Below are 21,796 nucleotides of genomic sequence, written 5' to 3' on the forward strand. Positions count from 1 at the left end.
TTTAAACGAAAAAGCAGTGATAAAATAGAAAGGCGATTTGATTGCTGATCCGACACAGCTTGTTCGATAGAACTTGAAGGAAAAGATATATGGAGATCAAGCAATGGAGAAATGCATGCAAAATAATTCCATTGCCAGGATCACAAAGGATGGCGTAGAAGTCGATCTGATCGTTTCCCCAGGTGTCGGGATGTCTAAAATTGACGGAGTCGACATGTGGCGCAATCGCCTGGTCGTTAAAGTTGCGTCAGCACCCGAGAAAGGAAGGGCAAATGAAGAGCTGGTAACGATGCTTTCAAAGTTTTTCCAGTGTAATGTGGAGATCACAAAGGGGCATAAGAGCAGAATGAAGACCGTTCTGCTGAAGAGCGATTTGGATGGCGTGAAATCGAAGTTGAAGGGATTAGATGACAGATCCGGTCGAGCTCCTTGAAGAGTTTCTCTCGATCATCGATGAGCTACGAGAGAGGCCCAAAGATATAGTGATCCTTGTTGAGGGACAGAAAGACAAGGAGGCGCTCCTCAGATTGGGTATTGAGGGCGAAGTCTGGCAGATAAAGGGAGGGAACTCGATTTTCAGCGTTGCTGAAGCACTTGCGCATAAAATGAAATCTGCAATAATCCTCACCGATTGGGATAGGAAGGGGGGTCAACTTTGCAAAGCTTTACGAAGCGCGTTGGAGGCCAATGGAGTATCCTACAATGAATCGATCAGAATGAAACTCGTCCGCATCGCAAAGAAGGACGTGAAGGATATCGAGGGGTTGCCTTCGCTGTATCTCAAGCTACTTGCAGAGGCAAGGCGGAAATAGACTACAGTGTGAATTAATGAAGAAATGCAAAGCGCACATCCTGTCAATGGAGCGAAGTTTCACACTTTTGCAAGCACGAAGCTCATAATTGAGTTACTTATGAGTCTTATAGGCATAGATGGAATAAGAGGCAAAAAAATTAAAATGTGGAAAATAAGGCGCGGATCGTTTACTGTTAGTCAAGATAGCTACTTCGCTACACCTGCAGATAGTTCTCATCGTCGATTATCACATTTGCAGATCGCACTGCAATTTCGGGATCGGAATCGTCTGTGAGTGGGTTCGTGACGCTCCGATCAAGCTAAACTGTTTCATTCAACGGCATATTTTTTAATGATTTCCTCTTTCAGTTCCACCCCGAGGCCAGGATCTCTCGGTATTTTGATCATGCCATGGTTGTCGATATCGAGCGGAGTTTTCAGCAAGCTGTGATAGAGGGCGTAATTCGTCATGTCGAGCTCCAACAGATCACAATTTGGTGTGCAGGCAATTACCTGGATGGTTGCCGCAAGACCAACACCCGTCGTGTAGTTGTGAGGTGAACATACCACATCGAATGCCTCCGCGAGCGCGCAAATCTTCTTCGTCTCGGTAATTCCGCCACATCTCATAATATCTGGCATCGCGAAATCGACTGCGTTCTTCAGGAACAATTCCTTGAACCCCCACTTCGTATATTCGTTTTCACCGGTCGCTATAGGGATGTCGAGCTTCTGCTTCAGCCATGCATAGCCGTCTACATCGTACGGTGAAAGCGGCTCCTCATACCAATAAACACCGTACTTTTCGAGCATTCTGCCTACCTTGAGAGCTTCAACGCGGTCATAGCCACAATTCATGTCGACCATCAGCTGCGCATCTCCGATAGCCTCTGTGATTGCCTTAACCCGCTTCTCATCCTCCTTCAAACCGTTTCCCAGATGCGTTTTTATTAGCGGAAATCCCTTTTTCGCGTAACGTTTCGCAGTTTGAGCCATTTTTTCAGGTGTATCCCAAAACAAATCGCTCGCGTACGCCTGTATTTTTCCTGACCCTCTTGCATCTCCTCCTAGCAATTTGTAGACCGGTACACCGTAATATTTACCAGCTATGTCCCACAATGCCATGTCGACGCCGCTTGCCGCCGATACCCCTTGCCCCTTTTGATCCCAATAGACCGTTGTCATCAGCATTTTTCGCCATAGCTTCTCTATATTTAGCGGATCTTCCCCAATGAGCCATGGTTTGAATTTTCTCTCAACGATCGTGCGCGTTATGAAGTACTCAGGTCCATAGCCTTCACCGATCCCCTGGATACCCTCATCGGTGTCGATTACTATTAGCGCTGTACCACGAAAGGTTATTGACCGTCCTCGCGAACAACCATTTGGAGGAACATTTTGCCCAATCGTAATTACCTTCACATCGGTGATTTTCAAAAAATCCCCTCCTGAGATACTCGTATGCTTGAGCTTTAACATATTTTTTCCGATAAAGAAGCACTTCCTCACCCATTGAGACTTCTAATTTGAGCTCAGGAAGGCAAAATTCCGCCCTCTTCGAATCTGCCATTGACATGTAGGATAAATCCAATTGTGTTCTCTAGATGAAAATTGAAAGGAACCTACCGTAAGATTTTATACCAGGACGATGGGGGTTTTCTTTCATTCGAATTAATGCATCTCAATACTTTAAGACATCACATCGTCATTACATAATCATGACAACGGCGCTCCCAGCAATCACGAAAGGACTTGTTGATATGCACGAGCAATCGATCGATATCAAAAGAACTGGCCGTTTCTTTGTTTTTGAGGGCATTGATGGCTCAGGTAAGACCGTGGTTTCTCAAGGTATATACAAGCGACTGCAATCTGAGATGTCAATAAACGTCGTTCTCACAACAGAGCCTACTGCCTCATGGCTGGGAGATGCTGTGCGGCGGGCATTAGCAGAAGACCACGGTCCTTTCGTTGAAGCATTCCTATTTGCAGCGGATCGGTATGTCCATACTATTGATATAAGAAACTGGCTGGAAAAGGAAATGGTCGTACTTTGTGACAGATACTACGCATCAACACTCGCTTATCAGGGGGCTTCTCTTTCTCGTATGCTTGGAAACGATGCTGTTGGGTGGTTGATCAATTTAAATTTGCCGTTCATTATCAAACCCGATCTCACATTCCTGTTAAAAATACCGCCTGAAGTAGGTCTAGAGAGGCTGAGGTTAAGGAGCAAGCTCAGCAAATTTGAACGTCTTGAATTTCTCAAAGAAGTTGATAGGATCTACCAAATGCTCGCAGATAAGGATGAGTCTTTCGTAATAATCGATGCAACTGCTCCTCTTGAAGCCGTTATCGACAAGATCATGCAGCTCATAAGAAAGAATCTTTAAGTCATGTTGTCCAATGGTCTACACATGCATCCCTCAGAAAGCATCAGGGGTACTGAAAGCCGTGCATTGTCTGGGAAGAGAATAGTACTGGGAGTTACAGGCAGTATAGCAGCACTTGAAGCATTTTCACTAGCGAGGGAGCTGATCAAACACGGCGCCGAGGTTCATGCCGTGATGACGCCTGAGGCCATGAAAATCGTCACTCCTTGCGCTCTAGAATTTGCGACGGGGAATCCTGTCATTATAGATATAGGAGGACAGGTTGAACATGTTAAGTTCTTTGGAGACTTCCCAGACAGGGCCGATCTGCTCTTGATCGCTCCTTGCACTGCCAATACGATCTCAAAGATTGCCACAGGGATAGACGACACCCCGGTAACGACCATGGCAACAGTTGCATTGGGCACTGGGGTTCCGATCGTGATAGCGCCTGCAATGCATATCACGATGTATAATCATCCAATCATTCAGAAGAATATCAGAACGCTCAAGGAACTCGGTGTTGAATTCATTGGACCCCAGATTGAGGGTAAGAAAGCAAGAATTGCGAGCATTACTGAGATCACCGAATGCGTGATAAGGAAGCTAGGTTCGGGAGACTATTTAGGAAAACGGCTGTTGGTTATAGGTGGCTCCTCGGCAGAGCCAATAGATGATATGAGAATCATCACGAATAGAGGTACCGGTGAAACTGCGATCCAATTGGCAACTGCAGCATATGAAAGAGGTGCCGAGGTTGAGTTATGGATGGGACGCTGTTCGGTAGTCATTCCCGAATTTCTTCCAGTTAGGCGGTTTGAAACTCTTGGGGAACTTATCCAAATGGTGGAAGATATTCATCACGATATTGTCATTGTTCCAGCAGCACTTTCCGATTACACTGTTGACAAGAGGGAGGGGAAAATACCGTCGGAATGCGAAGAGCTCATTCTCAAACTCAAACGCACTCCAAAGGTTCTAAAATTGATTAGTGAAAAGAATTGCATGCTCATTGGATACAAGGCTGAATCGGGAATCGATACCGAGGAGCTCGTCTCAAGAGCAAGGTCGCGTATGATTGAATTCGGATTAGATGCTATCGTCGCAAACGATTTGAGGAAGGTGTCGCCAAATCACACAGAAGTCGCTATCATAACAAAGCAAAAAGTATGTATTGCAGCTGGCTCGAAGAGAGAAGTGGCCCATCGCATTCTCGACATCATAAAGGAGAACATTGCATGAAGGCAACTGCATTTTGCCCAGGGCATATTACAGGCTTTTTCCAGATATGCGAACATAATAATATTCTCGCAACTGGTTCAAGGGGTGCGGGTCTTTGCATATCGATGGGCGCAATTAGTGATGTGAGTGTATTCCCGGGAACGGGGAATATTGAAATAAGAATTAACGGTGAGACTTCAGTTGCGCCGGTGACAAGGCAATCCGTTGCCAAGCTGATTGTTGACAGGGGAGTCGATGCTATTGTGGAGACGCGACTGGATCTTCCCGTCAGTCAGGGATTCGGGATGAGCGCATCTGGAGCACTGTCTGCAGCTTTTGCACTTGCTGCACTCCTTGACATTCCTGTCCAGAAGGCGTATGAAGCCGTCCACGAGGCTGAAGTGCTTCACCGAACCGGCCTAGGCGATGTAGCGGCCCTTTCGAGGGGAGGGGTCACATTCAGACGAGTTGAGGGGTTACCGCCATACGGCTCAATCGACAGGGTGAACACTGATGCCCCACTGGTTATTGGTATTGTGGGTCCACCAATAGAAACCCACAGCATTCTTAGGAATGCAGCGTTAAGGGAGAAGATAAACACAGTTGGTAGCATGTGTGTCGAGGTCTTTTCCAAATCACCAACACTCGGCAACTTAATTGCCCTCTCTAAAGAATTTGCCACGCGCACAGGTCTGATGACGGAACAGGTTGCAGAAGCTCTCGAGGCTATTAGGGGGTTGGGCTCCGCTAGCATGATCATGCTAGGAAATTCTATATTCGCCGCTGGTGAGCTCGATGAAATAGAGAAGGTCCTCGGAGAGTTTGGGAAAATATATAGAGTAAAAATTGATTGGATTGGGCCAAGAGTCTTAAGTGTAGAGAAATAATCCTGAGTAACAATAGTAGAACCATGCGATTTCACAAGCCATTTACTTAACCCGCATCAATAATCGCGAGTGTTGCAGCTTGCCGATTGAATTATTCGTAGAGTGTAAAAAGCTGATCGTCTTCCCTAACATCGAATAACCCTAGGCGGGCCCCACAATCAAGCCAGCCGTGCGCGTAGTTCACGCATGCAAATGCGTTGACGAAATCACCTTTGGACCTAAAGGTCAGCGCATCTTCGTAATACGATCTTGCCATAACAAGAAAATCCTCGGCCAATTTCCTTCCAAATGATCTCTGTGGCGCGACGATCTTGAGTTTCTCAAGCGCCCTTTTGGTGATCGAAAGATACCGTTCGAGATGCACCTCTGTGATAACATTGCCTGTCATTTTATATCCTCTTAGACGGGATGATTTCGACGCTTTCGCCGCCGTGTTTGCTCTCCCTTGGTCTCACCTCAACGAGAAGTGGCATCTGGATGTTGCCACCGATTACGAGAGCAACGCCGATTGGAAGGCGCTGGATTTCATCGGCCAAGCTTGCCGTGAGTCCTTCAACTGATGATGCAATCGCCTTCAAATCGTTGGGATTTGTCACCTTGAGAATCATCTGTGTATTGCATTGGCTAAGTACATTCTTATCGATCTTCGCAGCCCTCTGACTAATGATCGTCAAACCCAACCCAAATTTCCTTCCCTCAGAAGCGATGGTCCTGAAAATTTTGCTAGAAGCTGCAAGACCCTGCTGTGGACAGTAATTATGGGCTTCCTCAACAACAAGCATAAGCGGTGGAACCTTGCCGATTTTTCTCAATTCGAATAACGCGGTGGCAAGCCTGCTCACAACAAGTTCCTGAATATCTGGAGGAGTGCCTTTTAGATTGATTATCGTGGTTTTGCCCTTGACAACAATCTCATCAATCCTCGTTCCTTTAGCTGCAAAAATATCAATCTCATCAAGATATTCAAGCTCGGCGATGAGAGCTGCATTTTGCGTTTCTTCATCCGCTTCAAGTACATTTATGATGTCTTTCAGAGTGTACTCTTTTTTGATGCTTCTAACACCGTCAATCGCTTTCCTCAATGAAGTGAGATATGTGCGTACATTCTTGATGTTGGTGAGACTGAGAAGATCTCGCGCCTCCAAGTTAGCCAATGTAAATTTCAATGGAATTGCTTTCTTATTGACATTCGTGTCCGTGGCGAATTCGATAATTTTGTCCGCATATCCTCTTGGGGTGACCTCAAAATTCCTCGCCGTATGAGGAACGGTCCCTTTCTCCCTCATCGACCCGTATTCCCCATGTGGGTCGATGATCAAAACAGTCACGTCGTGTTTCATGAGCTCCTCTACGAGCGCTCCGCAGAGGAAGCTTTTGCCGCCTCCGGTTTTTGCCAGTATGCTCACGTGCTTTTGAACCATCGCATTTATGTCAACCTCTACTCGGATATCATGACCCAGGAGAAGACCTATATACGCCCCAGTGTCGGTCCGCTCTTTCAAACCAATAACATCTTTTATGAGGGTATCCTTCGCTTTATAGACAGGGTCTCCCGCCCTAAAAGGCGTTCGAGGAGTTTGCAGAAGACCTCTTTCATCGCGAAAGCCGATCACGTCAACCTTTGCAGTCACCTTTTCTTCTATCGAAACACTTGCACCTTCAGAAATCATTTTGGCTCTCTCAAGCGACAAATCCGTTTTCCGCTCCATTTCCGAGACTACGCCGAGGACCCAGCCGTCCGTTTCATGTTCAACCTGTACGTACTGCAGTCGCCTCATATCCCCTGTTACTCGGCAGTTGAAGGTGGTGGTTCCTACATTGCCGTAGATGATCCCAATACACTCAAGATCGGCGTACTTGTTAATCTTCTCAGAAGTATTGTTTTCAAGGGTCTCCACGGCAGAATCAACTTCCATTGCACCCCATCCCATCTCCTAATAACTGGTTCAAGATAAAAAAGTTTCCGAGAGCTTTGCCATATGTTGCTCAATTTCAGACGCAAAGCCGAGTATTATAACGATCAATTGAAAACAACAGCAAACAACGCTCTCTTCCATCACGTGATAGGGTTCCAATTTGCTTGTCGATATGATAAAAAGTCGGATGGAGACATTTTTGCAGTATGGCGATTTGAAAATCTAAATGACAATCATTATGAATTATCAGGAATAGCTATTAAATCAGGAATACCCATTCTCCCTTAAATGATAGTCATTAGTGGATCAACTTCAAGAAAATTGGCATCGGATCTTGCAAGAATTCTCGGTGCTGAGCACGTGCAGGCGCTTACTAAGAAATTTCCGGACGGAGAATGCTATGTCCGCATAGATAGGGATGCAATCGATGAAAAGACCGTCATCGTCCAGAATTCATATCCAAACGATGCGCTCATCGAACTTCTCCTGCTTCAGGACGCTGCGAGAAATCTTGGTTCAAAACACATTACAGTTGCTATTCCATATTTTGGATACGCCAGGCAGGACAAGGTCTTTTTGAGGGGCGAGGCTGTGAGTGCTCGCGTCATGGTCAAACACTTGGAGATTGAAGCTGAAAGGATCATTACCGTGGACATACACACACGCAAAATCATTGATTGGTTTGAAAGAGCGGAAGCCGTCGATGTCCACGCTGCGCAGTGCATAGCTGATTTTTTTGCCGGAGAAAGCATCGACCTGGTTCTTGCTCCAGACCAAGGAGCCTCTACGCGAGCTCAGTCGGTAGCTTCAAAATTGGGAACGAGCTGGGATCACCTCCTCAAAACAAGGCTTAGCGGTACTGAGGTAAAGATCACGCCTAGCAACGTTGATGCCCGCGATAAGAAGGTTCTCATAGTCGACGATATCATTTCGACCGGCGGAACTATAGAGGCAGCAGCAAGGGAGTTAAAAAGACTTGGTGCAAAATCGGTGTTTGCCGCATGTACCCACGGGCTCTTCATTGGTGATGCGCTGGAACGGCTACGAAAATGCTGTGACGGGATCATTTCGACAAACACTATTGAAGGCGAAGTTTCGAAGATTTCCGTTGCGCCTGCGATCGCATCTGTCATGAAGTGAGCCCCCAAGAATGACAGCTACCACTGGAAATCTTTATAGAAAGGGCTCCTAATTCACTCTGTCTTTACGCAGAGGCGGGGACATGAGAAAGGAAGAGAATTTCAGCGAATGGTATAACGAAATTGTTGAAAAGGCAAATCTTACCGACAAGAGGTATCCCGTTAAGGGAATGAATGTCTGGACGCCTTATGGTTGGAAAATCATGCTTCTCATCGATTCAATCATTCGACGGGAATGCGATGCGACAGGTCATGAAGAAGTGTGCTTCCCGCTGCTCATTCCCGAGACTGAATTCAAAAAAGAGAAGGAGCATATTAAAGGGTTTGATGCTGAAGTGTATTGGGTCACGCACGCAGGCACTAACCCTCTTGACATCCGGTTATTGCTGAGACCCACAAGCGAGACGGCAATGTATCCCATTTTTTCCTTATGGATCAGATCGCATAGCGATTTACCATTGAAGGTCTATCAAATCGTCAACACGTTTAGATACGAAACAAAACAAACAAGGGCATTTATCAGAGTCCGGGAAATTCACTTCTTTGAATCTCATACATGTCACATTGACGAAGAGGATGCACAGCGACAAATAGAGGAGGACTTTGTGATTTTGGAGAAGGTTGCACGGAGTCTCTGCTTGCCTTACTTGCTTCTGAAGCGGACTGAGTGGGACAAGTTTCCCGGTGCGTATTATACAGTTGGTGTCGACACGGCTCTCCCCGACGGACGCAGTCTGCAGCTCGGAAGCATTCACCACTACCGAGAGAATTTTTCACGTCCGTTCGAGATTAAATATGAAGATCCGAATGGAAATATTCGCTATGTTCATCAAACAACCTTTGGAATGAGCGAGCGACTAGTAGGCGCTGTTGTCGGCGTCCACGGAGATGATCGGGGGCTCATCCTGCCACCTGACATCGCACCATTCCAAGTAGTCATTATTCCAATTCTCGCAAAGGGAAAAAGTGAAGTGGTCATGAATGAGGCGTGCACGCTCAAAAATGAGCTGGCAAATGCTGGTATCAGAGTGAAACTAGATGATCGCGATGATAGGCCAGGGAGCAAATTCTTTGATTGGGAAATCAAAGGTGTTCCATTGCGTCTTGAAATCGGGACTAGAGATATTGAACAAGGTGTGGTCACATACGCACGACGGGATCGCGGAGATCGCGGCAGGATATCGAGATCTGGTGTTGTTGAAAGCGTCAGAAATATTCTGTCAGAGATATCGGCGTCTCTCTTGGGAAAAGCAAGGGAGAATTTGATAAGATCGATAGAAACGATAGACTCGTTTGACAACATTCCAAAGAAAATCGTACGATTTGGATGGTGTGGTTCACAGGAATGCGGTAAGCACTTCGAGGAAGTAACGGACCTAAAACTACTTGGGACACCCTATCACCACGAGCAATTCGATGGAAAATGTATCATTTGCGGCAAGCACACAGAAACTGTTGCCTATGCAGCGAAGGCGATGTAGATCCACTCAGAAGATGTTCGAATAACAATTAGCACTCGGATGATGATGATTGGATCTCGACCAAAATCTCAGAGCACAATTGACGTCTAATACGCAATACGGTCTGCATATTGGATTGATAAACAGCATAAAACAAATGCAGTGTGATGATTTTATACACAGAAGCTCATGCACAAAGCTACCTACTTTCCTTTGAGAGACAGAATCAAGCCGAGAATTCCAAATCCGAATAGCAGGACAACAATAGAATATACCCCAATGAATTCTCTTTCAAAGATGTTCCAGCTTCCATAGAGAAGACCCCATGCCCAGTACATGGAAAACCCTGCAACAATGAGCAGGATGGAAAATGCCATTTTTAATTTCCTGGGAAACTGGGATTCTACCATCGGAATGCCCAATACCTTTGCTATATAAAATTGTTTAGGTTCAATTATTCGCTGGCTTCAGGCAAAATCTGATGGTTCTCAGAAACTCAATGAAAACATTCTCTCCTTCATGTGAAGAATCCATAGTGTTCTGCGCGATATTGCTAATATTGGTCGTAAGCTTTCACATTTTTTCTCATTAGGCCATGATTGACAGATAATTGAAAAGCAGATAGAAGATTGCAGATGATCAAAAGATGGTAAAAATTCAACCTTTGGAACATTTTAAGGAGCGCAAGCCAGCCAATATTTAAATAATGAATTGTCAATTGTCTTCTGGGAGATGGGATGGCACTCGAAATTATTGTATTTGCGGTAGTTTGGTTTGCATTAGGTGCAGCGATCGCTCTTTGGATCTACAAAGATTCAAAAGAGAAGTTTGGAAAGGTCGCAAAAGATTGGGTTGTTGCAGGTTTTTTCCTTTGCATCATAGGAGCGCTACTTTATAGTTATGCCGCAAAGCAGAGAATTATCAGAGAATCCAAGTACCCACCTGAGCCCGCATACGAGGCGCCCAAGTATGAATTCGAGGAAAAGAAGGCGGTATCGCCGTCATCTCAAGAAGAAGTTGAAAAAGAGAAAAAGCCAACAGCTGAGAAAACACCGGTACGCCAAATTGAAGGTATACCTCGATGCCCGCACTGCGGCGCCGCCATCTCTGCTCATGACTGGAACTGCCCCTCATGCGGAAAGAAGCTAAAGTATTAATTTACCTAATGGAAAATTCTTATGCCTAGTTCCCATATAACGAGTATGAATGCTGTCAAGAGGAGATTTGCTTTATCTTTTAGACAGGAAGGGTCGCCGTTTTTGGTTTGTACTTGATGAGGGGATAATTAGAATAGAAGGACTTGGATTAGTAGACGGAAATAGGATATTGAACGCCGAACCTGGAGCTGAAATAAAGATAATGGATAAGGAATTCTTTCTGATGAAACCAGGGATTCCAGAACTTATGGAATCGATCGAACGCACCACACAGATCGTCACAGGCAAGGATGCAGCAAGCATCATACATTATCTTGATTTGAAAAGCGGTGACGTCGTCATTGAAGCTGGTGCTGGATCTGGATGTCTTACGATGGCATTGCTGAACGTCGTCCGACCTCACGGCCGTGTTATTACCTATGAAGTCAGAAGTGATTTTGCGGAGAAAGCGAGGATGAATGTCAACCGAGCTAAACTCGCTAGCTGGTGGGAGTTAAGAATTGGAGATATTAAAACAGCCCAACTGGAATGCCCCGCAGATGCAGTCGTCCTAGACATTCCCGATCCATGGGAAGCGGTGGAAAATATCGCAAAAATGCTCAAGGGTAGCGGCAGGTTCTGCGCTTATGTGCCGAACGTCAATCAATTGGAAAACACGGTAAAAAAGCTCCGCGCCATGGATTTTATTGAAATTCGCGCATTTGAAAATCTGCAACGTTCGATGGAAGTCCATGATGGAGGGACACGGCCTTCCTTCGAAATGCTCGGCCATACAGGGTACCTTATCTTTGCGAGAAAGGTCATAAGACAACAAGCTCATTACCGGAAAAGATCCGAGGGAGTCGCATGAGTCTTGAGTTTGCAGTCAGCGCCTTCGCCACTATTTTTGCCATCGTCAATCCAATCGGCAACATCCCTGTCTTCGAGGCGATCACAATGGGTTATTCAAAAGAGTTGAAAAAGAAAATAATCAAAAAGACTTGCACGGTCACATTTGGTGTACTTTTTATATTCGCCATTTTTGGTCAATGGATATTCACCCTTTACGGCATTACCATCCCAGCTTTCAAAATTGCTGGTGGCCTGCTGCTCTTCACTGTTGCATTTTCAATGATGCACGGTCAGCGCTCTCGAGCCAAGATTAGCGATGAAGATCAAGAAGAAGCTATGTCGAAGGAGGTCGTCGGCATTGTGCCTCTTGGTATCCCGCTTTTCGCTGGTCCAGGCGCGATCACAACCGTAATGATATTCATTTCTGAAGCGACAAAATCGAGTGATATTTTTATGGATACCGTTTCAATATTCATTTCAATATTGCTTACTGTTGGTCTCAGCTATCTTTTGCTCACTTACTCTCAGCCGCTCTTTGACAAAATGGGAAGAAGCGGTGCCATGGCGTTCTCCAGGATAATGGGTCTTCTGCTAGCAGCTGTCGCGGTGAATTTCATATTATCAGGGAGTTTCCAGGCAATAGAAGAATACTCCCACCATTTGGTCTAGTTGTGAACAGAATTAAGTACGCAACAATAAATGTCCCAACGGTGCTTTGATGGTTGTGGTCGAAATCAGAATCGAGCTCAAATCTGGCGTGGCTGACCCAGAAGGAGAAAATACGAAGAAAGCCCTTCAACTGCTCGGGTTTGAACACGTCAGGAAAGTACGGAGCATCAAACTTTTCGAGGTCGACATCGACGCTCCTGAAAGCGAAGTAAGGCGCATAGCCGAAGATATGTGCCGGCGCCTGCTTGCAAATCCAGTTATTCACAATTACAGAATTGAGTTGAAGTGAGTTGTTATGGCAATAGATGCTCTCATAATAAAAAAGGACGTGCCTTTTGAGCTCTCGGAAGTTGATCTGACTAGAGCTTCTGATTCAGATCTCATCGAAATAAGTGGCGTGATGGGACTGAATCTCAATCTCGACGAGATGAAGACCATCCAAAGGTATTTCGAGGCAAAGGGGCGGAACCCTACAGACGTCGAACTCCAGGCACTTGCCCAAGCATGGAGTGAACACTGCTGTTATAAGAGTTCAAAGGTCTTTCTGAGAGAGCACATCTTTGGACTTGAGCACCCTGATATTCTCGCAAGAGGCGATGCTGGCGTCATGGCTTTTGATGATGAATATGCGTACGCGCTTCGAATCGAGAGTCACAATCACCCATCGGCGGTTGAACCATATGGCGGAGCTGCGACAGGCATTGGCGGGATTGTGAGAGACGTTCTCTGTATGGGAGCACGGCCGATTGCACTTATTGATCCCCTTTTTTTCGGCCCCCTCGATTTTAGAGGGGAACTGCCGCAGGGGATCAAACACCCAAAATACTTGCTTGGCGGGGTAGTCGCTGGAATTAGGGATTACGGCAACAGAATAGGAGTTCCGACTGTCTGCGGCGGGATTTTTTTTGATGAACGATACATTGGAAACTGCCTCGTGAATGTTGGCTGCCTCGGAATTGTAAAAAAAGACAAAATCCTGAGAAATGCAGTGAAGGATTCAGGTGATGTTCTAATACTTGTCGGCGGCAAAACAGGCAGGGACGGGATTCACGGCGTGACATTTGCCTCAGCAGAGCTCGACGAGCGCTCAGAAGAAAAATCAAGGGGGGCAGTGCAGCTGGGAGATCCGATAATGAAGGAGCCGTTAATCCATGCGTGCCTCGAGGTCAACGCCATGGGTCTCGTCTCCGGGATGAAAGACCTGGGGGGTGGGGGCCTGTCCTGCGTGGTCGGAGAACTTGCACTCGCCGGTGGATGTGGCGCCGAGGTGCATCTCGACAGGGTGCCACTGAAGGAGGAAAGACTAGCGCCCTGGGAAATATGGGTTTCGGAATCCCAAGAAAGGATGATGATTTCTGCGCCGGCTAAAAATGCAAACGAGATCATCAAGTTCTTTGATTTATGGGACGTACCAGCAACCGTTATTGGAAAGGCAATAGTTGAAAGAGTTGTTCGTTTGTTTTATGGAGGCGTGAAGGTATTTGAACTTGAGCTCGATTTTTTCACAAAAGGCCCTGAATACTGCCGCCCAGTTAAGGCAAGACACCATGCCGACAAAATAGAGGCTGTAGCTCCAAGATTACCATCGAGTCTCAATGAGACTCTGCTGAGGATGCTATCCGATCCAAATATCGCGTCGAAGGAGTGGGTGATCAGACAATACGATCACGAGGTTCGCGCTTCTACAGTGATAAAACCGCTTCAGGGAAAAGTAGGGCTGAGAGGACACGGCGATGCAGCTGTCATCAAGCCTCTTCATCACTCCAATCGTGGAATTGCGGTTGCAGTCGGTGTAAATCCTTGGTTTACTGCCATTGATCCCTATAGAGGTGGCATGAGTGCGGTAGACGAAGTATGCAGGAATCTCACAGCAGTAGGTGCTGTACCCCATGCAATAACAGATTGCCTTAATTTCGGCAACCCAGAGAAGCCGGAAAGAATGTGGGAATTTAGAGAATGCGTCAGAGGCATTGGCGATGCGCTAAGATGGTTAGGCATAGCAGCACCGTCAGGAAACGTGAGCTTCTACAACGAGACTCCTGTGGGTGCTGTACTCCCCACCCCAACAATCCTCGGCACTGGTATTATTCATGACATACGGAATTGCGTCACCTCTGATTTCAAGGAGGAAGGCAATCCGGTGTACATCGTCGGCGATACGAGGAACGAGATGGGTGGTTCTGCTCTCTACCGCATATTTGGTGGTAAGGGAGGTATCGTGCCAGGGGTCAACCTCCAATCGCTTGACAGGCGTATGAAGATATTAAGACAATGCATCGAATCGGGATTTGTGCGTGCTTGTCATGATATTTCCGATGGAGGTCTTGCGGTCTCCATTGCCGAAATGTGTATAGGTGGAGACATCGGTTTTTCGGGTAATGTGGATAAGGTCTGCAATGATGATCATTTGGTGAAATTGTTCTCGGAATCGAACTCGCGATGGGTTGTGGAGATCAGCAAGTGGGCAGAAAGAGATTGGGAAAAAATTGCTGGAAGCGAAGCGATCAGAATCGGGGAAGTGGGAGAGAAAGAGCTCGTTATTGATTGCAAAAAGGAAATGATCAGCGTCGAAGTAGAAGTGCTTAGAGAGTGGTGGCAGAGACCATTTTGGGAGCTACTCGGATGAGAGTGAATAACATGAGAAGCGAAGAGGTGCGAGTTTGCATATTAAGAATCGAAGGGACGAACTGCGAACACGAAACTTGCATGGCATTTAGGTTAGCAGGCGCTTCGCCCGAGATAGTCCATCTCAAGCAGCTCACTGGTCCGTGTCCGTCCTCTTTAAGAAGAAGCCTAGAGGAATACCACATTTTGGCGATACCTGGTGGATTTTCCGCTGGAGACTATGTGCGGGCGGGTGCAATTTTTGCTGCCAGAGTCAAGAGCACCCTTGCAAACGACTTAAAAGAATTTGTATCGGCCGAAAAGCCCATAATTGGCATCTGTAATGGATTCCAGGTGCTCGTAGAACTCGGCATGCTTCCCGCAGTTGACGAGATCATGAGTGAACAGGCCCAGGCTGCCCTCGCCACAAACGATTCAGGTCGATTTGAGTGTTTGCCGACGTTCCTTAGAGTTGAAAGCAGTGGCAGATGTATTTTCACAAGAAGGATGAAACGAGGGGATATCGTAATGTTCCCCTCTGCACACGCAGAAGGAAAGTTCACCCTACCAGAAGAAAATAAGGAAGGATTGCTCTCAAAAATGATCGATAACGATCAAATCGTATTCAGATACGTTGATCAACGTGGACACTATGCTGGTTATCCATGGAATCCAAACGGATCGCTAATGAATATTGCGGGCGTTTGCAACTCATATGGAACCGTGCTAGGATTGATGCCACACCCCGAAAGGGTTGTATTTCGATACAACCATCCCGATTGGACTAGAACAAAACTCGATCCATGCGGAAGAGGGGACGGAACGGCAATCTTCGAATCTGCCGTCGATTATATTACAAGAAAATTCTGATCACAGGCTTAGCAGATCACAAGCATCTGTGTTTGAACGGGAATTTGTCAGATAATTGAAACTCGCACCTCAACTGCATCCCCATCCTTCAGTCCAAGAGTGCGTCTAAGATGATACTTGCATATAATCTCCATTACATCATTATAGTGCGACCGGCTGGGAATAACGACAGCACAGTCAATGTTTTGAATCGATGCTTTATATACCTTGACTTCACCAAAAGTCCTTCCATTTCTCTCAAAGCCCTTAATGAGTATTCCCCCGCTTTTCCTCAGGGCTTCGAGTTTTGGAAGATCGCCGGGGTGAACTCTCAGATTAAGAGTTCCATCGTAAGGTTTGAATAAAAGTTTCTCTTCAAACTGCTCCATGTAACCAGGCTGGGTAACATAGTATTGTCCTTCTCCCATGCCTGTTATGACGATGCCTCGTATCATAACGTGATCTTTCATTTCGAAAATGCGCTGATATTCAATGTACTCGTTTCTCAATATTTCAATTCCTTTCTCGGTGAGCTTGATCCGCTGCTTTCTCGCTCCCAAATCCCGCTGGATGAGCCCAAGATCTAGCAATTCCAGGATACGCTTGGAGGCTGATTGCTGGCTCATACCTAATGATTCACCAAGTTCCCTCGAAGAAATCGTGATGTAATCGCGAAGTCCACCAAGCACCGCGATCTTGCGAAGTGCAGCAACTACCTTCTCATCCATGATCTCAACCGTCCAGGCAATTCCTCAATCAAAGTCACAATGAATAGATACCTGATGCGCTAATCTTCGATTCTAGATTGCGATATTTAATTCTTTCATGGAATTAAGGAATTACGGCTCATTCCCATTGAAAGACCGATAAAATATTAATTCTGACACTACTCATGTCTTAACCTTTAGGTACTAGCATGAATAGGCATGTTATTGAAGCAATGGGCAAAACCAGAGTCGTGATTGAAGATGGAAAGGTAACTGATGTGGGAAAACCGCTTGTCAGTTACTGTCCTTTATTCAGAAAATATAGAGGAATCCAAGAGATAAATAGCAGTGCTGTCAAAGACAACATCGAATTCAGAATGAAAAGCTTCGGAATGTGCACGCCCCACAGGGAACTCCGCATTAAAGATTTCCTAAGCTTTGGTGTGTCAGAAATCATTGCTATGGCCGTGTCGAAAAACATGCTCGACTGCGCTGTTGTGGTTTGTGATGGAGCCGGCACCGTTGTTGTTAGCGATCCTGAACTCATCCAAGGAATTGGGGGAAGACTATCTGCCGTCATCGAAACAACCCCGTATTCCGAAATCATCAACGCGCTGGGCAGAGATTTTGTTCTTGATCCCAGGAGCGGCAAAATCGATCAGTTTGAGGGCGTTTGCCTTGCAGACAGACTTGGATTTCGCAAGATAGGCGTAACGGTCGTTTCAGCGGACGAGGCGAGTAAAATAAGAGTTAGATTTGGCGAAAGGGCTGCAATTTTTGCTGTCCATACAACTGGCGCCAGCAAGGATGATGCATTAAGATTCTTCGACGCATGCGATATAGTCACCGCGTGCGCCTCAAGGTGGGTAAGAGAAGTCGCAGCGGAGAGAGCGCTGTTTGCAGTAGGGAGGAAAATCCCAGTTTATGCCGCAACGGAATTCGGCAAGGCATTGATGCTTGAACGACTCGCAATGATTCCTCACAAAACTAATGAAGATGACCGAGGGGAAGACTGCCCGCATCCCCTCATCTAATCTAGATAGAAATCAAGATGGTTCCTCGAGCGGAGCAAAATGACTTTAATGCCGCGGGAACTTAAGTTCGAAATAAGATTCTTGTCGTTCGTCACAACGTAAGCATTAAGATTTGTAGCAAGTTCAATGACAGCTTCGTCCCCCCAACGGCTGGTCTTGTCTATGATGTATTTCCCTGCGAGTTCCAAAGCCGCTTTTGCGTATTTATTGTGAGATCTTGATAATTCTTCAATAACTGATGTAGGCACGTGGATTTCACAGTTGCCAACAAGGCGCTTAAGCTCGAGATCCAAATTGATTGTGCACTCAAAAGGCATGAGGAGTGCGTTTGTGTCAAGAACAACCTTTTGCATTTTGCCACGATCACTGAATGATTCCATATCCAATAAGACGCCATTTCCCTGAGATCTTCCTTGAAATTGCCACTCTCTGATTCGATTCGGCGCATACTGGGATCTTAAGGGAAACTTCGCAAGAAGACTCTCTCGCACTTGTTACGATTCCCACAGTTGTCGCCGTACCCACGCTGAGCATCAGCGGTTCGTTCGTGCGAATATTGTCTACAACCAGATCTTCAGCCGTTCCGACCACCCTTTCGAGAAGGTGCGTTGACATTGTAAACTTACTAATAATCGGAGGTAGGGTGCCAGGCGCACCGATCATGCGCCCAGTCAGGCCATCTGACTTCGTGAGAGATGGGTCGAGCTTCGTGCCTATCGCAATGAGTCCACCCGGTTTTGCCCTCTCAAGAGGTGTGCCACCTGCATGAAGCGATACGACGCTCGTGGTTAAAGGTTCCCATGAGACCTTTCCGCCGCTTCCTTCGATTTTCCTGCCAGGGCTTATCTCAATTTCATCGTCAATTTCCAATTGACCCTGTATCAGGGTTCCACCAAGCACCCCACCCTTGAGTTCCTCAGGGGAAGATCCAGGGATATTAATGTCAAAGGATCTTGCTACGTACATTCGCGCCGGTTTGCTAGCATCAAATTTTGGAGTAGGAATATACTTCTCGATGGTCTCGATGAGCTTGTCGATATTCACGTCATGATGTGCAGACACTGGGATGATCGGCGCATTTTCAGCGATCGTACCCTTAACGAAGGATCTGATCTGCTTGTAGTTTTCAAAAGCCTCTTCTTTGGTCACGAGGTCGATCTTATTCTGCACGATAATAATTTTCTCAACGCCGATGATGGTGAGCGCCATGAGGTGCTCCTTCGTCTGAGGCTGCGGACAACGCTCATTCGCAGCGACGAGTAACAGCGCACCATTCATCAGAGCCGCACCAGAAAGCATCGTTGCCATCAATGTTTCATGACCGGGCGCATCGACAAAAGAAACCGCTCGGAGGAACTCCGCTTCTCCCCCACAATGCTTGCACGTCTTGTCAATACCATAAGAAGCTGGGGGGTCGCAAGAGGGGCATTTATAGAATGCCACGTCCGCATATCCCAGCCTGATGGAAATCCCACGCTTGATTTCTTCGGAATGCCGATCTGTCCACTCACCGGTGAGCGCTTTCGTCAGCGTAGTCTTTCCGTGGTCAACGTGTCCTATCATTCCAATGTTGACCTCAGGCTGCTGCGGTACGATCATTTAGTCTCCTCTTTCTTTTCTTCTTTTTTAATGAGGTCCTCTATCGGTTTTGCTCCTTTTGAGACGACTCTCATATTGATCTGGACAATTTCAGGTGAAATAGTATTTCCGCGAACCGATTTCCTTTTCCTGACGCCTTTCTCGCCGGACTTGAAACCGATACTTCCAGCGGAAAGCAATACTCTAACTCTTCTAACGCCCGGTATGTCCTTTCGCATCGGAAAGCCGTCCTTATCGCTTCCTCCCGTGATAGTCAATTTATATCCCGGAAGTCCGACGAATATGCCATCGATGACCTCACCGATCTTTCTGCCGATGAGGGAGTTTGCATGATGGCCTGAGACCGTCACCTGATATGATTTTCCAGTTTTTGCATCGTTAATGACAGCCTTGAATTCGACCATTCTGAACACCTGTTGAGTATTCGCCCTAATGTAGTTCCCGTTAAATAACTTTTGGTCAACTGCGTAAAGCTGGGGCACTGATTCATGAACACTGTTTCCTCATCATTGCCTCACTGAAATCCTTAGTCGTCCATATTAGTGAGGGTGAAAAAAAATTCACATCGTTTGTTAACAAATCTAGAAGCATATTCGTGAGCGGTGAAATTTGCCCAAAGAATTTTTCAGATCCCCCAGAACGGATCTTGTTTTTTCATTATTGCGATAAATTCCTCGAGAACCATCCTTTCGTCCTCATTGAGACCGAGAGCTTCGAGTTCCTTGACTTTGGACCCCTCGATCGCCACGTAGAGAATGTCCTCAATGTCGATGGTTCTTCCAACGGTTGCTCCATCGATTGCAATTGCCACCTCGCTTCCAGCAATCGCTTCTTTGAGTGCTTCTTCACCCGATCTTATGCTTCTGATCTTGCCAACTTCCTTTCCATCCCTATTGATTAGCGACTGTCCCTGTCTGATTCTTCCTGCGAGGACTCTCACGCCGACTATTGCGGGTTTGCTCATCCTAAAAACGCAATTCGGGAGAATTTTGATTTTGCCTGGAAAAGAGAATTTTGCGCGCTTATCAGCTTCACATACTCTTTTCTGCTCTTCCACCCATTTGTTGTATTCCTCGATCAGCCTATAAACTACATCATTTAGGAAAATTTTGACGGGATAATTTGAAAGGATTTCCTTTGCCTCAGGCAGCACCTTGACGTTAAATCCGAGAATGACGCGATAGAAAGGCTCGGTTGTTGCTGATGCCTCAACAATATCTCTTTTAGAAATATCTCCGACTTCATATTTTCTTATTGGGATTCCAGCATTCTGCGCCTCAAATCCCAGGGCTTCAAGGGACCCTATAGCATCAGCCTTGATCATTATGCCATCTTCTTTTGTTTCAATGCCTACCCTCATTTCTTCTTGTATTTCCCCGACGATCTCGTCCTCATTGCCTGCTATGACTTTGATGGGCCCACCAGCGATTACGCCGTCCAGGCTCTGGCATGTAAGCTTCACTCCAGCTGCAGCTGAAACCTCATCAACAGAATCGAAGCGTTCCCTAGGATCCCTGATTTCATCTAAAGGCTTGGGCTTGAGAATCGCCTTGACCTTAGTAACTAAAGGCTTTCCAGAAGTACCTATCGCAACCCTATCTCCGCGCCTCAGCGTACCAGAGTAAATGATTACATCTATCGTAGGTCCAAGACCCCGCTCCTCCTTTACTTCAAGTACCGTACCCTTTGCTGGACCGGTTTCAATCCTCAATTCAGATTCAAGAAATTTCTGAGCAAGACCGATAAGAACGAGCAGCAAATCGGGTACGCCTTCCCCCGTTTTTGCACTAAGGGGAACAATCGCGATATTCCTGGTGAAGTCTTCAATGCGATCGTAACGCTCGGCGGAGAGACCCTCTTCGTGAAGTCTAGCGGAAATTGTGTAGACGCGCTCATCGATTCTCGCTTTCACTTCATCTGTTTGATTGCGTATAGAAAGAACAAAAGGAGTGTGGGGATGCGAAATCCAATTTTCTAGGAGATCGATTTTGTTGAGAGCCACAACAAACGGTGTCCTATACCTCTTGAGAATGCTTATCGATTCGAGCGTCTGTGGCTTAAGACCCTCGACAACATCAATGACCAAGACTGCGAGATCTGCAAGCGATCCTCCCCTAGCTCTGAGCGTTGTGAAAGATTGATGACCTGGTGTGTCAATAAAGAGAAGCCCGGGAACGGTAAATTTCCTGCTACCAAGAAGGGCTGCACACTTTTCATAAATGTGTTCGATTGGCACCTCAGTGGCTCCAATGTGCTGCGTTATGCGGCCTGCCTCGCGCAATGCGACAGTGCTTCCCCTGATATAATCCAGGAGACTTGTTTTTCCGTGATCGACATGGCCGAGCACGCTCACAATTGGTTGCCTTAGGGCCATCGACTATCGCATCTTGGAAATCTTATTAGAATCTTTCCCAAACTCTTCTACTTAGACAATAACATTCCAGACAATATTGGCTTAACAACACCTCACTTCAGTAGTTTCAACTGTCTCAATAAAACATTGAAGGGAGAAAACAAATTTAAGACTATTTTGCTCAGGACAAATTGAAGAAGTGAAT

23 protein-coding genes are annotated in these 21,796 nt (G+C 46.3%); 14 read left to right on the forward strand and 9 right to left on the reverse strand.

The window, feature by feature from the left end:
* Window positions 1-115: 115 nt before the first annotated feature.
* Complete coding sequence (locus QW087_06535; GenBank protein ID MEM2944376.1) at window positions 116-433, forward strand: DUF167 family protein; 318 nt, start codon at window positions 116-118, stop codon at window positions 431-433.
* On the forward strand, window positions 408-812 hold the full coding sequence (locus tag QW087_06540; GenBank protein MEM2944377.1) for a Toprim subdomain protein: 405 nt from the start codon (window positions 408-410) through the stop codon (window positions 810-812). The genes QW087_06535 and QW087_06540 overlap by 26 nt, the downstream gene beginning before the upstream one ends.
* A gap of 311 nt (window positions 813-1,123) precedes the next feature.
* On the opposite strand, the gene QW087_06545 is transcribed toward QW087_06540, so the two are convergent.
* A complete protein-coding gene (locus QW087_06545; GenBank protein ID MEM2944378.1) occupies window positions 1,124-2,272 on the reverse strand; it encodes a mandelate racemase/muconate lactonizing enzyme family protein in 1,149 nt (382 codons plus the stop codon).
* 239 nt (window positions 2,273-2,511) lie between these two features.
* Here QW087_06545 and tmk point away from each other — a divergent pair, with 239 nt between their 5' ends.
* Genes tmk through QW087_06560 form a run of 3 tightly spaced genes read left to right on the forward strand, consistent with a single transcriptional unit; the run spans window position 2,512 to window position 5,273 of the window.
* Window positions 2,512-3,186: a dTMP kinase gene (tmk, locus tag QW087_06550; GenBank protein MEM2944379.1), complete on the forward strand. Its 675-nt coding sequence runs from the start codon at window positions 2,512-2,514 to the stop codon at window positions 3,184-3,186.
* Between the two features lie 24 nt (window positions 3,187-3,210).
* A complete protein-coding gene (gene coaBC, locus QW087_06555) occupies window positions 3,211-4,407 on the forward strand; it encodes a bifunctional phosphopantothenoylcysteine decarboxylase/phosphopantothenate--cysteine ligase CoaBC (GenBank protein ID MEM2944380.1) in 1,197 nt (398 codons plus the stop codon).
* The gene (locus QW087_06560) at window positions 4,404-5,273 is read left to right on the forward strand and encodes a pantoate kinase (GenBank protein MEM2944381.1); all 870 of its coding nucleotides are present in this window, start codon (window positions 4,404-4,406) and stop codon (window positions 5,271-5,273) included. The genes coaBC and QW087_06560 overlap by 4 nt, the downstream gene beginning before the upstream one ends.
* 91 nt (window positions 5,274-5,364) lie before the next feature.
* On the opposite strand, the gene QW087_06565 is transcribed toward QW087_06560, so the two are convergent.
* Together QW087_06565 and QW087_06570 are read right to left on the reverse strand one after the other, a co-directional pair.
* Window positions 5,365-5,661 (reverse strand): DUF357 domain-containing protein, encoded by a 297-nt coding sequence (locus QW087_06565; protein ID MEM2944382.1) that lies wholly within the window; start codon window positions 5,659-5,661, stop codon window positions 5,365-5,367.
* A 1-nt stretch (window position 5,662) separates the two neighbouring features.
* Window positions 5,663-7,189, reverse strand: a complete 1,527-nt coding sequence (locus QW087_06570) for an ATP-binding protein (protein MEM2944383.1) — start codon at window positions 7,187-7,189, stop codon at window positions 5,663-5,665.
* 288 nt (window positions 7,190-7,477) lie between these two features.
* On the opposite strand from QW087_06570, the gene QW087_06575 reads away from it, so the two are divergent.
* Together QW087_06575 and proS are read left to right on the forward strand one after the other, a co-directional pair.
* Window positions 7,478-8,329, forward strand: coding sequence for a ribose-phosphate diphosphokinase (locus QW087_06575; GenBank protein MEM2944384.1), 852 nt, complete (start codon window positions 7,478-7,480; stop codon window positions 8,327-8,329).
* 82 nt (window positions 8,330-8,411) lie between these two features.
* Window positions 8,412-9,809 carry a proline--tRNA ligase gene (proS, locus tag QW087_06580; protein ID MEM2944385.1) on the forward strand — a complete coding sequence of 466 codons (1,398 nt, stop codon included), beginning with the start codon at window positions 8,412-8,414 and terminating at the stop codon, window positions 9,807-9,809.
* A gap of 182 nt (window positions 9,810-9,991) precedes the next feature.
* Here the strand turns inward: proS and QW087_06585 are convergent, their stop codons facing one another.
* Complete coding sequence (locus tag QW087_06585) at window positions 9,992-10,198, reverse strand: hypothetical protein (protein MEM2944386.1); 207 nt, start codon at window positions 10,196-10,198, stop codon at window positions 9,992-9,994.
* A 327-nt stretch (window positions 10,199-10,525) separates the two neighbouring features.
* Between QW087_06585 and QW087_06590 the strand changes: the two genes are divergently transcribed.
* Genes QW087_06590 through purQ form a run of 6 tightly spaced genes read left to right on the forward strand, consistent with a single transcriptional unit; the run spans window position 10,526 to window position 15,919 of the window.
* Window positions 10,526-10,945 carry a hypothetical protein gene (locus tag QW087_06590; protein MEM2944387.1) on the forward strand — a complete coding sequence of 140 codons (420 nt, stop codon included), beginning with the start codon at window positions 10,526-10,528 and terminating at the stop codon, window positions 10,943-10,945.
* A 49-nt stretch (window positions 10,946-10,994) separates the two neighbouring features.
* The gene (locus tag QW087_06595) at window positions 10,995-11,795 is read left to right on the forward strand and encodes a tRNA (adenine-N1)-methyltransferase (GenBank protein ID MEM2944388.1); all 801 of its coding nucleotides are present in this window, start codon (window positions 10,995-10,997) and stop codon (window positions 11,793-11,795) included.
* Window positions 11,792-12,445, forward strand: coding sequence for an NAAT family transporter (locus QW087_06600; GenBank protein ID MEM2944389.1), 654 nt, complete (start codon window positions 11,792-11,794; stop codon window positions 12,443-12,445). Before QW087_06595 ends, QW087_06600 begins: the two co-directional genes overlap by 4 nt.
* 49 nt (window positions 12,446-12,494) lie before the next feature.
* Window positions 12,495-12,734: a phosphoribosylformylglycinamidine synthase subunit PurS gene (gene purS, locus QW087_06605; GenBank protein MEM2944390.1), complete on the forward strand. Its 240-nt coding sequence runs from the start codon at window positions 12,495-12,497 to the stop codon at window positions 12,732-12,734.
* A 6-nt stretch (window positions 12,735-12,740) separates the two neighbouring features.
* Window positions 12,741-15,071 carry a phosphoribosylformylglycinamidine synthase subunit PurL gene (gene purL / locus QW087_06610; GenBank protein MEM2944391.1) on the forward strand — a complete coding sequence of 777 codons (2,331 nt, stop codon included), beginning with the start codon at window positions 12,741-12,743 and terminating at the stop codon, window positions 15,069-15,071.
* Window positions 15,072-15,082: 11 nt separating this feature from the next.
* The gene (gene purQ, locus QW087_06615) at window positions 15,083-15,919 is read left to right on the forward strand and encodes a phosphoribosylformylglycinamidine synthase subunit PurQ (protein ID MEM2944392.1); all 837 of its coding nucleotides are present in this window, start codon (window positions 15,083-15,085) and stop codon (window positions 15,917-15,919) included.
* Between the two features lie 47 nt (window positions 15,920-15,966).
* On the opposite strand, the gene QW087_06620 is transcribed toward purQ, so the two are convergent.
* Window positions 15,967-16,626, reverse strand: coding sequence for a DUF120 domain-containing protein (locus QW087_06620; protein ID MEM2944393.1), 660 nt, complete (start codon window positions 16,624-16,626; stop codon window positions 15,967-15,969).
* Between the two features lie 188 nt (window positions 16,627-16,814).
* Here QW087_06620 and QW087_06625 point away from each other — a divergent pair, with 188 nt between their 5' ends.
* Entirely contained in the window at window positions 16,815-17,639 is an 825-nt protein-coding gene (locus tag QW087_06625; GenBank protein MEM2944394.1) for a DUF2099 family protein, read from the forward strand.
* Here QW087_06625 and QW087_06630 read toward each other — a convergent pair.
* The 4 genes from QW087_06630 to infB all read right to left on the reverse strand — a co-directional run bounded on the left by QW087_06630 (window position 17,636) and on the right by infB (window position 21,612).
* Window positions 17,636-17,992: a twitching motility protein PilT gene (locus tag QW087_06630; GenBank protein ID MEM2944395.1), complete on the reverse strand. Its 357-nt coding sequence runs from the start codon at window positions 17,990-17,992 to the stop codon at window positions 17,636-17,638. The genes QW087_06625 and QW087_06630 overlap by 4 nt on opposite strands.
* A gap of 10 nt (window positions 17,993-18,002) precedes the next feature.
* Window positions 18,003-19,238 carry a translation initiation factor IF-2 subunit gamma gene (locus QW087_06635; GenBank protein ID MEM2944396.1) on the reverse strand — a complete coding sequence of 412 codons (1,236 nt, stop codon included), beginning with the start codon at window positions 19,236-19,238 and terminating at the stop codon, window positions 18,003-18,005.
* The gene (locus tag QW087_06640; protein ID MEM2944397.1) at window positions 19,235-19,642 is read right to left on the reverse strand and encodes a 30S ribosomal protein S6e; all 408 of its coding nucleotides are present in this window, start codon (window positions 19,640-19,642) and stop codon (window positions 19,235-19,237) included. Before QW087_06640 ends, QW087_06635 begins: the two co-directional genes overlap by 4 nt.
* 221 nt (window positions 19,643-19,863) lie before the next feature.
* Window positions 19,864-21,612, reverse strand: coding sequence for a translation initiation factor IF-2 (infB, locus tag QW087_06645; GenBank protein MEM2944398.1), 1,749 nt, complete (start codon window positions 21,610-21,612; stop codon window positions 19,864-19,866).
* Window positions 21,613-21,796: the final 184 nt, after the last annotated feature.

The organism is Methanomassiliicoccales archaeon (assembly GCA_038850735.1).
GTDB lineage: Archaea > Thermoplasmatota > Thermoplasmata > Methanomassiliicoccales > JACIVX01 > JACIVX01.

What these genes read in the sequence shown, in the direction of transcription:
- QW087_06535 (MEM2944376.1), top strand. Translation starts at nt 116, where the DNA reads ATGCAAAATAATTCCATTGCCAGGATCACAAAGGATGGCGTAGAAGTC.
- QW087_06540 (MEM2944377.1), top strand. Translation starts at nt 408, where the DNA reads ATGACAGATCCGGTCGAGCTCCTTGAAGAGTTTCTCTCGATCATCGAT.
- QW087_06545 (MEM2944378.1), bottom strand. Translation starts at nt 2,272, where the DNA reads ATGTTAAAGCTCAAGCATACGAGTATCTCAGGAGGGGATTTTTTGAAA.
- tmk (MEM2944379.1), top strand. Translation starts at nt 2,512, where the DNA reads ATGACAACGGCGCTCCCAGCAATCACGAAAGGACTTGTTGATATGCAC.
- coaBC (MEM2944380.1), top strand. Translation starts at nt 3,211, where the DNA reads ATGCATCCCTCAGAAAGCATCAGGGGTACTGAAAGCCGTGCATTGTCT.
- QW087_06560 (MEM2944381.1), top strand. Translation starts at nt 4,404, where the DNA reads ATGAAGGCAACTGCATTTTGCCCAGGGCATATTACAGGCTTTTTCCAG.
- QW087_06565 (MEM2944382.1), bottom strand. Translation starts at nt 5,661, where the DNA reads ATGACAGGCAATGTTATCACAGAGGTGCATCTCGAACGGTATCTTTCG.
- QW087_06570 (MEM2944383.1), bottom strand. Translation starts at nt 7,189, where the DNA reads ATGGAAGTTGATTCTGCCGTGGAGACCCTTGAAAACAATACTTCTGAG.
- QW087_06575 (MEM2944384.1), top strand. Translation starts at nt 7,478, where the DNA reads ATGATAGTCATTAGTGGATCAACTTCAAGAAAATTGGCATCGGATCTT.
- proS (MEM2944385.1), top strand. Translation starts at nt 8,412, where the DNA reads ATGAGAAAGGAAGAGAATTTCAGCGAATGGTATAACGAAATTGTTGAA.
- QW087_06585 (MEM2944386.1), bottom strand. Translation starts at nt 10,198, where the DNA reads ATGGTAGAATCCCAGTTTCCCAGGAAATTAAAAATGGCATTTTCCATC.
- QW087_06590 (MEM2944387.1), top strand. Translation starts at nt 10,526, where the DNA reads ATGGCACTCGAAATTATTGTATTTGCGGTAGTTTGGTTTGCATTAGGT.
- QW087_06595 (MEM2944388.1), top strand. Translation starts at nt 10,995, where the DNA reads ATGCTGTCAAGAGGAGATTTGCTTTATCTTTTAGACAGGAAGGGTCGC.
- QW087_06600 (MEM2944389.1), top strand. Translation starts at nt 11,792, where the DNA reads ATGAGTCTTGAGTTTGCAGTCAGCGCCTTCGCCACTATTTTTGCCATC.
- purS (MEM2944390.1), top strand. Translation starts at nt 12,495, where the DNA reads ATGGTTGTGGTCGAAATCAGAATCGAGCTCAAATCTGGCGTGGCTGAC.
- purL (MEM2944391.1), top strand. Translation starts at nt 12,741, where the DNA reads ATGGCAATAGATGCTCTCATAATAAAAAAGGACGTGCCTTTTGAGCTC.
- purQ (MEM2944392.1), top strand. Translation starts at nt 15,083, where the DNA reads ATGAGAAGCGAAGAGGTGCGAGTTTGCATATTAAGAATCGAAGGGACG.
- QW087_06620 (MEM2944393.1), bottom strand. Translation starts at nt 16,626, where the DNA reads ATGGATGAGAAGGTAGTTGCTGCACTTCGCAAGATCGCGGTGCTTGGT.
- QW087_06625 (MEM2944394.1), top strand. Translation starts at nt 16,815, where the DNA reads ATGAATAGGCATGTTATTGAAGCAATGGGCAAAACCAGAGTCGTGATT.
- QW087_06630 (MEM2944395.1), bottom strand. Translation starts at nt 17,992, where the DNA reads ATGCAAAAGGTTGTTCTTGACACAAACGCACTCCTCATGCCTTTTGAG.
- QW087_06635 (MEM2944396.1), bottom strand. Translation starts at nt 19,238, where the DNA reads ATGATCGTACCGCAGCAGCCTGAGGTCAACATTGGAATGATAGGACAC.
- QW087_06640 (MEM2944397.1), bottom strand. Translation starts at nt 19,642, where the DNA reads ATGGTCGAATTCAAGGCTGTCATTAACGATGCAAAAACTGGAAAATCA.
- infB (MEM2944398.1), bottom strand. Translation starts at nt 21,612, where the DNA reads ATGGCCCTAAGGCAACCAATTGTGAGCGTGCTCGGCCATGTCGATCAC.